Genomic DNA, 14,546 nt, shown 5'->3' with positions numbered 1-14,546 from the left:
TTCAATTCCTTCTAGTGATGGAGCATCAGGGCGGCGACGACCAGCACGGCGATCTCGGCCTTCTGCTGAACCGCGCCCAACGTGTCGCCGGTATAGCCGCCGAGCCGCCGCGCGATCCACTGCGACGCGAACCACGCCACCGCGATCGCGACGGCCGGCGAAATGATCGCCACGAAGAAACCCTTGCCGAGCAGCAGCAGGAACGCCAGCGCCGCGCCGATGGCGATCGTCAGCCAGACATCCTGGTCGCTCGGCTTGCCGGCCATCGCGCCGAGCCCGTCGGCATGGACCGGCGCATAGGCGAGCAGCGGATAGGCCAGCACGGCGCGCGACAGGCAGTGCGCCGCCATCAGCACCACCAACCCGGTGGCGCCGGAGAACTGGGCCAGGCAGGCGACCTTGACCAGGACGGAGATCACCAGCGCCAGCACGCCGAAGGTGCCGTTGCGGCTGTCGCGCATGATTTCCAGCCGCCGCGCCGGCTCCAGCGCATGCGGCCCCAGCCCGTCGGCGGTGTCGGCCAGCCCGTCTTCATGCAGGGCCCGTGTGATCACCACGGCCGCGCCGACCGCGAGCACGGCCGCCAGCCAGCCCGGCCCGGTCAGGCCGCGCACGATGGCGAACACCAGTCCGGCCGCGAGACCGACCGCAGCGCCGACGAACGGCAGCACCGGCAGCGCGTCGGCCAGCGCCCAGCGCGGCGCGCCCGTCCCTGTTGCCGGGCCGAACGACACGCCGGTGAAGAAGCTGGCCTGCTCCCTGAACGCCTGTAGCCACTCGTCGAACGACGAGGGGCGCCGGCCCAAGGGAGCACCCTGGAAGTCGTTGGGACTGGTCATGGTCGGGCAAATATAGGATGGTCCGCGCCCTCCATGAATGCCCAGACGCCAACTTTCGACGAGATGCGCCGCATCCTGCGCGACCTGCCGGGACCGGACCTCGAAGCCCAGACCCAGGTGGTGCGCCGCCAGACCGAGCTGACCAAGCCGCCGGGCTCGCTCGGCAGGCTGGAGGAGCTCGCCGAATGGCTCGCCTGCTGGCAGGGCCGCGCCCAGCCGCGCATCGAACGGCCGCGGGTCGCCGTCTTCGCCGGCACGCACGGCGTCGCGCGGCGCGGCGTGTCGGCCTACCCGCCGGAAGTCACCCAGCAGATGGTGAAGAACTTCCTGGACGGCGGCGCCGCCATCAACCAGCTCGCCGGCGCGATCGACGCCGACCTGCGCATCTACGAGCTCGCTCTCGACCATCCGACCGGGGACTTCACCCAGGGTTCGGCGATGAGCGAGGCGCGCGCCGCCAACGCCATGGCCTACGGCATGATGGCCGCCGAGCCCGGCATCGACATCCTGTGCCTGGGCGAGATGGGCATCGCCAACACCACGACGGCCGCGACGCTGTGCGCCGCGCTGTTCGGCGGCACGGGCGAGGATTGGGCCGGGCCGGGCACGGGCGTGCAGGGTGCGGCGCTCGCCAACAAGATCGCCGTGATCGACGAGGCGCTCGCCTTCCACAGCGATGCCATCGCCGCGCGCGATCCGCTGACCTTGCTCGCCTCGGTCGGGGGCGAGGAGTTCGCCGCCATTGCCGGCGCGATCGTCGCCGCCCGCATGGGCCGCATCCCGGTGCTGCTCGACGGCTATGCCTGCACGGCCGCCGCCGCCGTCCTGTTCGGCTACGACCGCCATGCGCTTGATCATTGCAAGGTGGCGCACCGCTCGGCCGAGCCCGGCCATCGCCGCCTGCTGGCGGCGATCGGCCAGCGGCCCTTGCTCGCCCTGGACATGCGGCTGGGCGAGGCTTCGGGTGCCGCGCTCGCCGTTCCGATCCTCAAGGCGGCCGCGGCCTGCCACAACGGCATGGCGACGTTTGCGGAGGCGGGGGTCAGCGGAAAGGCTTGACGCGGCGTTCGTGAAGCGAATAGAGGGCAATGCCCCTGTACAAGGGCGAACTCGCCGAAAAACGATGTCATTAGCCCTACCCGGCTTCGGAGTCGCCACATCGCCTACGGGCGACGCAATTTCACAACGCTGCAGACCTATGGCCTAATAGGCTCAATCCGCTGGAGTGCGTCCGCCACACCTGCCTGCTATGTATGTCTCCACAAGGTCAGCGGTGTTGACAGTAGGACGGTCGCGGATGGCTAGAGCAAATGGGCCAGTATCGGTCTGCGTTATCAACCTAAAAGGCGGGGTCGGGAAGTCGACGATATCGGCCCTTCTGGCGCGAAACGCCTATACGCGGCGGAATCTTGACGTCTTAGCAGTTGATCTAGATCCACAGGCCAACTTAAGCCAAGCGTTGATGCACAGTGATTACGATGACTTTCTATTGCAACAACGAGCTTCTATCGTCGAAATTTTCCATGGCTATCGTCCGCCGACTTCAAGGTCTTCCAGTGCGACCGCTCTCGTGGAATCCGATGGAGTCGAAACAATAGGATTGAACCCCAACAACAATAAATCTCTTCAGCTTATTCCATCGCGCTTTGACTTCTCAGACAACCTTCTCGGCGCTGTCCGACCTGATCCCCGTATCTTAGCTCGCTTTTTGACAGCTAATTATGCTCACAAAGATTTCATTATTATTGATTGCGCACCTACCGAATCGATACTTACAACAGCAGCCTACCACGCGAGCGGGTTAGTATTAGTTCCCGTCAAGCCAGAATACTTTGCCACCATCGGGTTTCCGTTGCTGCAGCAGTCTCTGGTAAATTTTAGAAATTCGAATCGAGGGCATCGCATAGATGTTTGTGGAATTGTCATAAATAATGCTTTCTACGATGGAGGAAACGACGGGGGTCCTGAAAAAGCTGATTCTCTAGATAATATTCAGACAGAAGCCGCAAACAATGGTTGGCCTGTTTTTGAAAATCAACTTCCTCACTCACGTGGGTTCCCTAAAATAATGCGAGGGAATAATAGTTGGGTCGGCAACGCCACAAAATTTCAATATTTTTCGAACGAGTTTTTTCAGGCTATCGGACTTTAAGGGCCTCTCGAACATCGAGTACGTGAAATGACAATGAAGCGAAATGCCTTTCTGGCGACGCTGCTTCAGGCGATTGTCGCAGAGTACGGCCATGAAGAAGTTCTAGATGCGCTTACCCGTCTCTCGCATACCGGTGACCACGGGAACGTGGCGAGTCAACCAAAGCAACAACTCTCGCCTATGCTATCGCGTCAAGGCAAGACTGTTAAGCCCAAGCGGCCGACCGCTGTCGATCAGGTGAATAAAGCATCCTCCGTAACCCGAGAGCGAGACGAGATACTCACCCTCGCCAATCGATTTGATCGCAAGGATTTTCTGCCGAGCGTTGGCGATATTCGAGAGTTTCTTGCAATGACCGGTAGTATTGTAGAGGGTCTAACTTCCCGCAACGAAGGTTTTCGCCATCTCCTGCCTGTGCTTGTCAAGCTTCCTCCCGAACGACTTAAGCGACTTGCAAACAGCAACAGTCATTCGGGTCCAGCGCAACTCGGCCCTCTTGCTGACGCCATCAGATCCGCCGGAGAAACTATAAGACGAGGCGATCGAAAGCTTACCACCGATGCCGCGGCGATACCTGACGATTATTTGGCAGAGCAACCCGGCCCGCTATCCGCCGAGATGCGTGACGCGACACAGGCGCCAAGCAAGCCCTACTCAATTGACGAAAAAAGCTCAAACGAAGTCGTCTCTAACTCCAGTGAACAAGCTACCGATCGGTTTATCACCGAACAGAACACAACCCCTGGCAAGAAGTCCGAAAACGGCTCTCGGTGATTGCGGCTCCCGACAGATGAGGAGTACGAAATTGTCGATTTCCACGCGAAGTCTGTAAAAGTGCTTTTGTATTTCTGCGCGTCGCGTTGCCGACTTGAAATTCACAGAGGTTTATTAGAACTCGTCTGGTGCTAGTATGCTAAGTGGCGCTCGCCGGCAAGATCACATTGGTTGGCGAGCCGCTCTCCCGCTAGGGCTGGCATAATTGTCGCCTCCGACCTCAAGTAGACAGAGGCAGATGAAACTCTTCAGCATGCAATGTAGTCGGCGATGATTTTGCCTAACTAACTCCACGCCCTATTAGCACTTAGCTGATTCGCGCTTACGCAAAATTAGATGTTCTCGAGGGACGGAAGCAATCGGCGGAAAGCGATCAGGTCGAAATCATTCTAGCAGCAAGACTGTTTCGACCCGTGCGTACTTGATCGTTTTCTGCTTGTCTCGCACGTAGCGAATCGTCATCGAAACGTTCTCATGCTTCATTGCCTCAATAACTTCACCTTTCAGTTCTCTTCGCTGATCAGTAGGAATAAAAAACGAAATTTGACCTAGTTCGTTTTCAACCCTAAATTTTCCCCAGCCAGATTCCTTATCGAATCTTACCACATCGACTACCACATCCACCGCCGTGGAGTCTTCCGCATTACCTTCTACTAGGTCAATCGTCTTCCTGGTTAAAAAGACGATCTTGTCATCATCGCTTTTTCCTCCGATCATTAATCTGGATGCAGATCCCTTCAAGGGCAACCCCATCTCCGTTACCTGAGAACGTGCTCTAATCAGCAACTTCTTTAAGTCCTTTTCCCGCACCTTCTGTAACTCGGGTTCATATGCCTTGAGTTGTTCGTCGCGGCGCTCATGGAGCTTTGCTTCCTGCCTGGCGTCACGCAGCTCGTCGAGCATCCGGTTTAGAACGTCGTCCTTACGCTTGGCTTCCTGTTCAATGATGCCAGCCAGCTTGTTTGTTGTCATCGCTTGGAGCTCAAGCCGCCTCGTCTCCTGACGGGATTGCTTAGTCCGTTCTTGCTCAATTTTTAGAATGGCTTCGATCTGATTCGCATTGCCGCCTGTCAGCTTTTTTATGACCCAAGCCGTCAGAACCTTAAGGGGGACCTCAAGCAAGGCACTTGCGGCTGGTGCTGCTCCAACGATAGGAGCGGCACCGGCTAGAACATCAAGCACCCAACTACCAGATTGTGGCGCACGAATGTTGAAGTTAGCGTCAATCCGGCGATTGATGCGTTGCAGAACGACGCCCGTCTGTCGAAAATGCTCGAGCGTGTACACGAAGCGCGAAGCGCCATAAATGAATCGCGAAGCCTCATAAAAATTTAGCTGACCTTCGTCCGCAAAGTCGCCAGTAAACTGAAAAGAAAGAGCCGTGTTTGACGGCCGCAGTGTTGGTTGTGCTGCCAACCGTTCCCCCCACTTTCAACTAGAGCAAGAATATCCCACAGCCTCTGTAGTTGAAAGTGCAATGCGAGGATCGCTTTTGGTGATGGTCCGATAGCCGTGGAAGGGCATACGTCCAGCCGATTGTGCTGTTCAGGCCCAGCCGAAGAGCGAAGAGGGGACGCGAAACCCTGAAGAAGCATCAGATCGAAACCGAGCTGATTGACAAGCCGAAGATCGCCGTGGGCGGTCTGGACCACGGAATATCTAGTGCCGTGGCTCGACAGAAAGCCAAGACACGTCGACATCCCGCAACGAGAGATTCGCAAGTGGGTTCAGATCCAGAAGCCATCTGTGTGCAGCCTAGTGCGCGCGAAATTTGTGCGCGCGGCCACGCTCTGAGCCCGGATCGCGGCGCCACGAAAGGCCGAATGCGCGAACACCTATCGACTGTGCTTTTTCGCCCCCGAAGCCCAGTCGATGAGTTGGTGCATGACGGCTTCCGCTTCACACCGGACATGCGCGCAGGCCATCGATATCCTGCCGCAGGTTAAGTTCTGGGTGCGCGGCGTGGCGTGCCGGCTCGTTGTGTCTGCCGACGGCCACCGACAGATTCGTTCTAGACTCCGTAGGCGAACCGATTGATGCGCGGCGCTTCGCCATCGAATATTAGCGCGCGCTTCATGCCACGAACGACGACTCGAACGAAAAGCGCTTAGTGGGAGCGCTAACCGAAAAAGCCGGTCAAGGCATATTCGTGGTAGCGGAAATGACTGTCGGCAGTAAGGATGTGCGGGCACAACTCATGGAGCGTTTCGCCAGCGAGGCGACTTCTTGAAATCCGAAGTCAAGCACCTTGCCGACGTCGTCCTGGCCGAGCCTCCATCGCGACCTATCCTGGGCGGAGAAATTGTCGAATGAGCACTCGAATGCTGGTTGGCCTGCTGGGCGCGAATATCGGCCAATCCCTGGCGCCCGCGCTGCACGAGGACGCCGCCGCGGCCGCCGGGATGATCGGCCACTACCACCTGATGGATGTCGACGGCCCGCGGCCGCGCACGCTGCCCGAGCTGCTGGCCGCGGTGCGCACGGCAGGCTTCGCCGGCGTCAACGTCACCTTCCCGTTCAAGGAGGCGGTGATCCCGCTGCTCGACGAGGTCTCGCCCGAAGCGGCCGAGATCGGCGCGGTGAACACGGTCGTGTTCGATCCGGCCGGGCGCAGCACCGGCCACAACACCGATCGCTCCGGCTTCCGCGAAGCCTTCCTGGCGGCATTCGGCGCCGACGCCGTGCGCGGCAAAACGGTGCTTCAGCTCGGCGCCGGCGGCGCGGGCCGCGCGGTCGCCTTTGCACTCCGGGATCTCGGCGTGTCGTCGCTGCGGCTCTACGATCGCGACACCCAGCGCGCCCGCAATCTCAGTGCCGACCTCGGCGGAAACTGCGAAGTCCTCGATGCCCCCGAGCCCGCCGCCGCATCGGTCGCGGGCATCGTCAATGCGACTCCGATCGGCATGACCGGCCATGCCGGCCTGCCGATGACGCCGGAAGTCGTTCAAGCCCATCAGGTCGTCGCCGACGTAATCTACACGCCGCTCGAGACCGAGTTCCTGAAGGCGGCAAAGGCCAAGGGCGCGCGCACCATGGGCGGCGCCGGCATGTGCGTGCACCAGGCGGTGCGCGCCTTCGAGCTGTTCACCGGCTGCGTCCCCGATATCGCACGCATGGAGCGCACCTTCCTGGCCGCGGCCGCCAGACGCAATGTCTAGCCCCCGTCGTCTCGAGCGTAGCCGAGGGACCTCCTCATGCCATCGCCGCCGGCATGAGGAGGTCCCTCCACTCCGCTTCGCTCCGGTCGGGACGACGGGGAGCATCAACTCCCATAAGGAGGCCCTGACATGAAGACCTCGATCGCGACGGTATCTCTCAGTGGGACGCTCGGCGAGAAGCTCGAAGCGATCCATGCGGCCCGGTTCGACGCCGTGGAGATCTTCGAGAACGATCTCGTGACCTTCAGCGGCACGCCGGCCGATGTGCGCGACGCCTGCCGCGAGCTTGGCCTCGACATCGTCACCCTGCAGCCGTTCCGCGACTTCGAGGGCATGCCGCCGGGCCAGCGCGAGCGCGTCTTCGCCCGTGCGGAGCGCAAGTTCGACGTCATGCAGGAACTCGGGTGCGACCTGCTGATGATCTGCAGCAACGTCTCGCCCGACTCCCTGGGCGGCATCGACCGCGCGGCCGCCGACCTGCGCGAGCTGGGCGAGCGCGCCGCCAGACGTGGCTTGCGGATTGCCTTCGAGGCGCTGGCCTGGGGCCGCCACATCAACGACTACCGCGACTCCTGGGAGGCGGTGCGCCGCGCCGATCATCCGGCGGTCGGGCTCGTGCTCGACAGCTTCCACATCCTGGCGCGCGGCACGGACCTCTCCACCATCCGGTCGATTCCGGGCGATCGCATCTTCCTCGTGCAGCTCGCCGACGCGCCACTGCTGCAGATGGACTATCTCTCCTGGAGCCGGCACTTCCGGAACTTTCCGGGACAGGGTGACCTGCCGGTCCTCGACTTCATGACGGCGCTGCAGGCGACGGGCTACGACGGCGCCCTGTCGCTCGAGATATTCAACGATCAATTCCGCGCCGGCTCGGCGCGCAGCCTCGCGGTCGACGGCCATCGCTCGCTGCGCTTCATGCTCGACCGGCTCGGCACCGGCCCGGTGGCCTTGCCGCCGCGACAGCAGGCACAGGGCGTCAGCTTCATCGAATTCTCCGCCGACGATCACGACGCGCCGCGGCTCGAAGGGCTGTTGACGGGGTTGGGCTTCCGTCGCGCCGGCCAGCATCGTTCCAAGGCGGTGACGCGATGGTGCCAGGGCGGCATCAATCTCGTGGTCAATCGCGAGAAGGAGGGCTTCGCCCATTCCTTCAACCTCGTCCACGGCTCGGCGGTCTGCGCGTTGGGGCTCAGTGTCGAGGATGCAGCCGCCACGTTCCAGCGCGCAACGCTGCTGCTGGACGCACCATTCCATCAACCCGTAGCGCCGGACGAGCTTGACATCCCCGCGGTGCGCGGCGTCGGCGGCAGCCTGCTCTACTTCCTCGACCAGACCAGTGCGCTCGGCCGGGTCTGGGACATCGAGTTCGAGCCGACCGCCGAGCCGGCCACGAACGAGGCCGGCCTCACCACCGTCGACCACGTCTCGCAATCGATGCAGTACGAGGAGATGCTGAGCTGGGTGCTGTTCTACACCTCGCTGCTCGACGTCGAGAAAGTACCGGTCCAGGAGGTCGCCGATCCGGGCGGCCTGGTCCGCAGCCAGGTGATCGAGGCGGCCGACGGCAGCGTGCGCTTCGTGCTCAACGCCTCGCAAAGCCCGCGCACCCAGTCGTCGCGCTTCCTGAGCGAGCTGTTCGGTTCGGGCGTGCAGCACATCGCCTTCGCCACCCTCGACCTGCTGGCGACGGTCGAGCGGCTGGAGCGCAACGGCGTGCGGCTGCTGGCCATCCCGGCCAACTATTACGAGGATCTCGAGGCCAAGACCGACCTGCCGGCCGCGCAGATCGAGGCGATGCGGGCGCACAACATCCTCTACGACCGGGAGGGCGGCGCGGAGTATTTTCAGGTGTATACTGAAACCTTCGACCAGCGTTTCTTCTTCGAGATCGTCCAGCGCCGCGGCTACCGGGGCTATGGTGCCGGCAACGCACCGGTCAGGCTGGCCGCGCAGGCGCGATTGTCCGCAGGAGCCCCTTGATGTTCCAGCCAGCCCATTGGGAGGAGCTTTTCCATCAGGGCTACACGACCGTCTCCGGCGCGATCGGCGACGACGTGCTGCGGGCCGCCCAGGCGACGGCGCGCGCCTTGAACGACAGCCACCCCGACGGCGGCTGGGAGCGCACGAGGAACGAGCTGTGGCGCGAGATCCGGCATTGCCCGCACCCCGATTTCCTGGCGATCACCACCGGCGTGCTGCATCCGCTGGCCGGTGAGATCCTCGAGACGGTACGGCCCGACGATCGCATCCAGTTCGCCTCGACGATGCCCGGCTTCAGCGCCAAGGGCATCGGCCGGAATTTCCACATCGATGGCGGCAAGGGGCCGTCGCTCGCAGTGTTCAACGTGCTGTTTGGCGTGGCGCTGACGCCGGTCGCCTCGGATACCGCGGGCGGGTTTCACGTCCTGCCCGGTTCGCACGATCAGTTCGCCGCGGCGTTCGGGCGGCAGCCCACGGACGCGCCGGTGCATTGGGGCGAGGTCAAGCTCGCGACCCAGCTCGAGCTCCTGCCTACCGCCCGGATGGTGGTGCCGCGCCTGCAGCCCGGCGACATCGTCGTGGCGCACAGCTTCCTGGCGCACGGCACATCGGCCAACACCACCGACGTGCGACGCGACATGATCTTCCAGCGCCGCGTCGCCGTCCCGTTGGTGGATCCGGAAACCCAAGCCGGCGCGCGGCTGGCCTTCATGCGCGATCCCTGGGCGTTCTTCCGCCGCCCTCAAGCTCTTCCGGACCGCGAGCGTCCCGCTCGCTCATGATCAAGCGCATTGATACGCGCGTATGAGCGAGCGGGACGCTCGCGGTCCGGAAGATATGATATTACTTCTTCGCGCCGGGCAGGAAGTCGTCGAGCGGGACGCCGAGGCTGTTGAGCGCCCACGACACCATGTTGTACTGGCCGACGGTGAAGACGGCGTCCATCAGCTGCTCGGTCGAATAATACTTCGACATCGTCTCCCACGTCTCGTCCGACACGACGGAATTGTCGAACAGGTCGTCGGCGACCTGCAGCAGCGCCGACTCCTTCTCGCTCCAGCCGGCCGCCTTGGGGCCATCCTTCAGCCACACGATGTCGGTATCGCTGATGCCGCCCTTCTTCGCGATCAGCTCGTGCTGGGCGAATTCGTACTCGGCCTGGTTCAGCCAGCCGATGCGCAGGATCAGGAGCTCGCGGTCGCGGAACGGCAAGGTCTGCTTGCCGAGGATGTGGCCGGCGAAAGGCGTCCAGCGCTTCACCAGCTTGGGATGATGGGCGAGCACCTTGAAGATGTTGAAGATGCGGCCGTTCATCGCGTTCTTCTCGACCGCCTCACGGTCCTCGGCAGTCATGGTCGAAAGGTCGCGCATCGGCACGCGCTGCTTACGCTGGATCATCGTTGTTCCTCCATGGCGCCAACGTAACATGCCCGCATCGCATGTCGTTCTTTTTGGATAGGCGCCGCCTCGTCGTTGCCGCCGGCGCGCTCGTCGCCGCGCCGCGCGTCCTTGCGCAGGGCCGTGGACAGGAAGCCTTCGAAATTGCGGTCAGCGAAACCGCGACCATCGACGGGCGGCACTGGAACACGCCGATCATGGGCGGCACGACGGTCGACGCCGTGCATCGCGCCGTGCTGCTGCGCTTTCCAAAGGCGGCCGACGAGATCGCCGACCTGCTGCGCTCGGGCCGGGTGCTGGTGCAGGCCGAGCTGGTGCTGCGCCATGACGGTTACGAGATCATTCCGGAAGGCTACACCTGCCGCGAGCAGCTTGGGCGCAAGGCGTGGACCGACAATCCACCGAGCTGGCACGTCCGGGCCTGGGCGCTGCGCCATGCCTGGAAGGCCGACCGCGAGACCGGTCCGACCTTCAATGCCAGCGTCAACGGCAAGCGCTACTGGGCGCGCTACGGCGCGAGCGACCCGCGCGATCGCAGCAACGAGCCGATCGAGCCGCAGGAGCTGTCGTCCTATGCACCCGAGGCGCGGCTGGACTTCACCCGGCTGCTGTCGATGGCGGTGCTCGAGCGCGAGGCCGGGGCGCGGCTGCGCTGGCTGGAGCAGAGCGGTTTCCTGCTGCGCAAGGTCGAAACCTACGACACGCGCTACCGCGTGCAGGGAGATGCCTACGAATGGGCGATGCCGACCGGCGGCCACGGTCTGCGCTTCGCCGCGCCGCGCGTGATCGTCACGATGCGGCGCACCGGCGGGTCGGTGGCCGTTACGCTGCCGCTGGCGCTGCAAGGGGAATGGCAGCTCAGTCAGGCCGACGCCTCGCGCCCCACGGCGGTCCTGCCGACCGCCGCCGAGGTCGCGCAACGCGCCCGGCGCGCGATGGCGGTGCGCGGCGAGGGGCGCCCTGACTGGGAGGGCAAGCGCATCGCCGAGCTGCTGCGGATCGGCGGCGACAGAGTGAGCCCCTGGGGCAGGATCGACAGCGAGAACGACTACCAGGCCTACCTCGGCAACCTGAAGCAGCTGCTCGCCATGCCGCCGCGCTACTGGCTGGGCTGGGACATCCAGGAAGACCTGCTGCTGTGGCACGTCTTCCGCGACCTGCTGCCGGCGCCGGCGCAGGACCATCTCAAATCATACTGGCAAGCCTGGCTGCAGCCAGAGCTGCCGACCGACGCGTTCGTGCATCCGCAGAGCCGCGACGCCATCGACTACTGGAAGCGCAACAAGGACTGGCGCGGCCGCGCCTCGTTCTTCCGCGACGGCTACAACTATTCGGTCAGCACGCAGAACTTCAATCACACCGCCGCGATGGGCGCGCTGCTGGGCGGAGCGCTGATCGGCTCGGACGTCGCGATGGCCGACGGCCGGCACGGGCTCGAGACGCTGCCGCTGCGCTTCTGGGGCTTCCTCGACGGCAGCACGCAGGAGATGCTCGACCACTACTATCTGTCGATCACGCTCAGCGGCCAGAAGATGTTCGCCGATTTCGCGCCCACGCCGATCGACCGGCTGATGGGCCGCATCCTCGTGGACCGCACGATGGAGCTGCTGATCACCACGTACCATTCGCGCCTGCGCCGCTTCGTCTCTTCGTCGGGGCGCGCGCGGATTTCGGGCGTGCTGGTCGAGCAGGACGGCATCTTCGGCGCGCTGCACACCGTCTCGAAGGACGGCGCGCTAATCCATCTCGACAGCGGTGCGGACGCGAAAGTGCAGGGCCTGCCGGTATGGGGCTACGACTTCCCGCCGGGCCGGGTCGCGATCCAGAGCCTGGAGCAGCCGTGGGCGCCGTCGTGGATGGCCGGGCTGATCGACGACAAGCCCGTGCCTTTCGAGGAAACCGCGGCGGAGACCACGCGCGGCAACTTCAAGCCGCCGCTGTGGCGGCGCAGCTATCTCGGCCGCTGGCACGGGCTCGCCTCGGCCGATATCCGCGGCGGCACGGTCGACGTCATGGCGCAATGGGTGCGCAAGCCGCAGAAGGCCACGCGCATGGAGGATCTTGGCACGCTGACCCTGCGCTATGCCGCCAACGAACCCAACCTCGCCAACACCCATGAAGGCGCCAGCGCGCAAGCCGGCCTGCCGCTCACCTTCCAGAGCCGCAACCGGGCCATCGTCTTCGCCAAGCCGCACGGCAATCGCGAGCGTTTCCTGGCCGCCTTTGACAAGGGCGCCAAGGATACGATCTCGCAGCTCGCCACGGTGGTCGGCCTGTGGAACTTCGCCGACACGATGGACTGGGAGATCTTCGTCGGCGCGCAGAAGGTCGCCATCTTTCCGCACCGCTCGACCGCCAGCGAGCGCATCCTGATCCGCGACGGCGTCAGCTATCTCGCGATCCTGCCGATCGCGCCGACCGACCTCGGCCGCGACGCCGAGATCGAGATCGGTCCGGGCGGCAGCGGAAAGGCGCCGCCCAGCAACGCGGTGATCGCGCCCGCGCTCACCATCTCGATGTTCAACCTGCGGCGGCCCACGCCGGTGCCGATCGGCTCGCTCGACTGGAAGACACTTTCCAACCGCACCTACGGCGCCTTCGTGCTGGAGCTGGGCGACGCCGAGCAGCACGGCAGCTTCGAGGCCTTCGTCCGCCACATCGAGGCGAACACGCTCGCGGCGACCTGGCAGGCAGATCGGAACCAGCTGGCGGTCTCCTACAGGAGCGGCAGCGACCTGATGGAAGCCACCTTCTCCACCGACTTCAGCCAGCCGTCGGAAACGCATTTCGCGATCGATCCCGGCCAGCAGGAGAAGGCGATCCCGCTGCGCCGGTTGAACGGCCAATGGCCCTACCTGCCGGCCGGCCTCGAGCGCGACACGACCTGGGCGCAGCAGGGCACGAGCGGGCGGCTGGAGAAGAACGGCGCGGTGCTCGTGACCGAGCCCGGCCGCAAGGCGTACCTCATTGCCGATCCCAGGAGCGGCGGCGTGGTCGCCTACAATCCGTTGCCCGACTTGCAGGTCTGGACCCTCACGACGAAGGACGGCGCGGTCTTCAAGACCGACGGCAAGGTCGGGCTGCTGCGCCTGGAGTACCGGCCGTGGTCGCGCGAGGTCGAGATCAGCCATGCGCCGAAGCCCGACCAGAGGGGCGACGATCTGGCCAGGCGGCTCACGATTTCGGGACTTGCCCCGGCGCCGCGGGTGACCGTGAATGGCCGTCGAGCCGACGTGAGCGGTGCTGCTCCCGATTTCCAGGTCGCGTTGACGCCATGACCCTTTCCCGTTCCGCTTTCCTCCAGCTGGCCGGCGCCGCCCTGGTCGCCGCTCCGGCTGCCGCGCAGACAGGACCCCGCATGCAGACGCGCAAGATCCCCTCGACCGGCGAGGCATTGCCGATCGTCGGCTGCGGCACGTGGCAAACGTTCGACGTCGGCCCCTCCGCGGCCGAGCGCGAGCCGCGTGCCGAGGTGCTGAAGGTGCTGTTCGAGGCCGGCGGCTCGGTGATCGACAGCTCGCCGATGTACGGCAAGTCGGAGGGCGTGGTCGGCGACCTGCTGGCTGCCGCCGGGACGCGCGACAAGGCTTTCCTCGCCACCAAGGTCTGGACCCAGGGACGCAATCCCGGCATCGCGCAGATGAAGGAGTCGATGCGGCTCCTGCGCACCGAGCGCATCGACCTGATGCAGATCCACAACCTGGTCGACTGGAAGGCGCACCTGCCGACGCTGAAGGCCTGGAAGGCCGAAGGCCGCATCCGGCTGATCGGCATCACGCACTACACAGAAGCGATGCACGCCGAGCTCGAGTCCGTGCTGCGCCAGGGCGGCTTCGACTTCGTGCAGGTGAACTACGCGCTGGACGACCGCGGCATCGAGCGCAGCCTGTTGCGCTTCTGCCAGGACAACGGCATCGCGGTGCTGATCAACCAGCCGTTCGGCGGCGGCGGGCTCCTGCGCAAGCTCTCCGCGCGCAAGCTGCCCGACTGGGCAGGCGAGATCGGCTGCACGAGCTGGGCGCAGATCCTGCTGAAGTTCGTGCTCGCCCAGCCCGCCGTGACCTGCGTGATCCCCGGCACCGGCAAGCCCGAGCACATGCGCGACAACGTGCAGGCCGGGCTCGGCGCCTATCCCGACGACCGGCTGCGACAACGGATGATCGACACGGTCGGTGTTTAGAATCACGACACTATGCGTATCAGACTGGCTCTCACTTCAGCCCGGAGTCGCCGAACTGCATT

11 protein-coding genes are annotated in these 14,546 nt (G+C 64.1%); 8 read left to right on the top strand and 3 right to left on the bottom strand.

Going from position 1 to position 14,546, the window contains the following annotated elements:
• Positions 1 to 11 precede the first annotated feature (11 nt).
• Complete coding sequence (cobS, locus tag ACQY8M_RS04420; RefSeq protein ID WP_428669276.1) at positions 12 to 839, bottom strand: adenosylcobinamide-GDP ribazoletransferase; 828 nt, start codon at positions 837 to 839, stop codon at positions 12 to 14.
• Between the two features lie 33 nt (positions 840 to 872).
• On the opposite strand from cobS, the gene cobT reads away from it, so the two are divergent.
• The 3 genes from cobT (at position 873) to ACQY8M_RS04405 (ending at position 3,765) form a co-directional block, all read left to right on the top strand.
• A complete protein-coding gene (cobT, locus tag ACQY8M_RS04415) occupies positions 873 to 1,898 on the top strand; it encodes a nicotinate-nucleotide--dimethylbenzimidazole phosphoribosyltransferase (RefSeq protein ID WP_428669275.1) in 1,026 nt (341 codons plus the stop codon).
• 238 nt (positions 1,899 to 2,136) lie between these two features.
• Complete coding sequence (locus ACQY8M_RS04410; RefSeq protein ID WP_428669274.1) at positions 2,137 to 2,991, top strand: ParA family protein; 855 nt, start codon at positions 2,137 to 2,139, stop codon at positions 2,989 to 2,991.
• A 27-nt stretch (positions 2,992 to 3,018) separates the two neighbouring features.
• Positions 3,019 to 3,765 carry a hypothetical protein gene (locus ACQY8M_RS04405; RefSeq protein WP_428669273.1) on the top strand — a complete coding sequence of 249 codons (747 nt, stop codon included), beginning with the start codon at positions 3,019 to 3,021 and terminating at the stop codon, positions 3,763 to 3,765.
• Positions 3,766 to 4,149: 384 nt separating this feature from the next.
• On the opposite strand, the gene ACQY8M_RS04400 is transcribed toward ACQY8M_RS04405, so the two are convergent.
• Positions 4,150 to 5,181 (bottom strand): hypothetical protein, encoded by a 1,032-nt coding sequence (locus tag ACQY8M_RS04400; protein WP_428669272.1) that lies wholly within the window; start codon positions 5,179 to 5,181, stop codon positions 4,150 to 4,152.
• An 893-nt stretch (positions 5,182 to 6,074) separates the two neighbouring features.
• Between ACQY8M_RS04400 and ACQY8M_RS04395 the strand changes: the two genes are divergently transcribed.
• From ACQY8M_RS04395 to ACQY8M_RS04385, 3 genes are all read left to right on the top strand, one after another.
• Positions 6,075 to 6,923, top strand: coding sequence for a shikimate dehydrogenase (locus tag ACQY8M_RS04395; protein WP_428669271.1), 849 nt, complete (start codon positions 6,075 to 6,077; stop codon positions 6,921 to 6,923).
• 129 nt (positions 6,924 to 7,052) lie between these two features.
• Complete coding sequence (locus tag ACQY8M_RS04390; RefSeq protein ID WP_428669270.1) at positions 7,053 to 8,906, top strand: bifunctional sugar phosphate isomerase/epimerase/4-hydroxyphenylpyruvate dioxygenase family protein; 1,854 nt, start codon at positions 7,053 to 7,055, stop codon at positions 8,904 to 8,906.
• On the top strand, positions 8,906 to 9,688 hold the full coding sequence (locus ACQY8M_RS04385; protein WP_428669269.1) for a phytanoyl-CoA dioxygenase family protein: 783 nt from the start codon (positions 8,906 to 8,908) through the stop codon (positions 9,686 to 9,688). The genes ACQY8M_RS04390 and ACQY8M_RS04385 overlap by 1 nt, the downstream gene beginning before the upstream one ends.
• A gap of 61 nt (positions 9,689 to 9,749) precedes the next feature.
• Here ACQY8M_RS04385 and ACQY8M_RS04380 read toward each other — a convergent pair whose 3' ends face one another.
• Positions 9,750 to 10,304: a carboxymuconolactone decarboxylase family protein gene (locus ACQY8M_RS04380; RefSeq protein WP_428669268.1), complete on the bottom strand. Its 555-nt coding sequence runs from the start codon at positions 10,302 to 10,304 to the stop codon at positions 9,750 to 9,752.
• A gap of 41 nt (positions 10,305 to 10,345) precedes the next feature.
• Between ACQY8M_RS04380 and ACQY8M_RS04375 the strand changes: the two genes are divergently transcribed.
• Both ACQY8M_RS04375 and ACQY8M_RS04370 read left to right on the top strand, forming a co-directional pair.
• On the top strand, positions 10,346 to 13,582 hold the full coding sequence (locus ACQY8M_RS04375) for a hypothetical protein (RefSeq protein WP_428669266.1): 3,237 nt from the start codon (positions 10,346 to 10,348) through the stop codon (positions 13,580 to 13,582).
• The gene (locus ACQY8M_RS04370) at positions 13,579 to 14,484 is read left to right on the top strand and encodes an aldo/keto reductase (protein ID WP_428669265.1); all 906 of its coding nucleotides are present in this window, start codon (positions 13,579 to 13,581) and stop codon (positions 14,482 to 14,484) included. Before ACQY8M_RS04375 ends, ACQY8M_RS04370 begins: the two co-directional genes overlap by 4 nt.
• Positions 14,485 to 14,546 lie beyond the last annotated feature (62 nt).

Source organism: Reyranella sp. (assembly GCF_965279465.1).
Lineage (GTDB): Bacteria > Pseudomonadota > Alphaproteobacteria > Reyranellales > Reyranellaceae > Reyranella.
The sequence above is the reverse complement of the archived record's forward strand: the minus strand, read 5'-3'. Positions and strand labels throughout refer to the sequence as shown.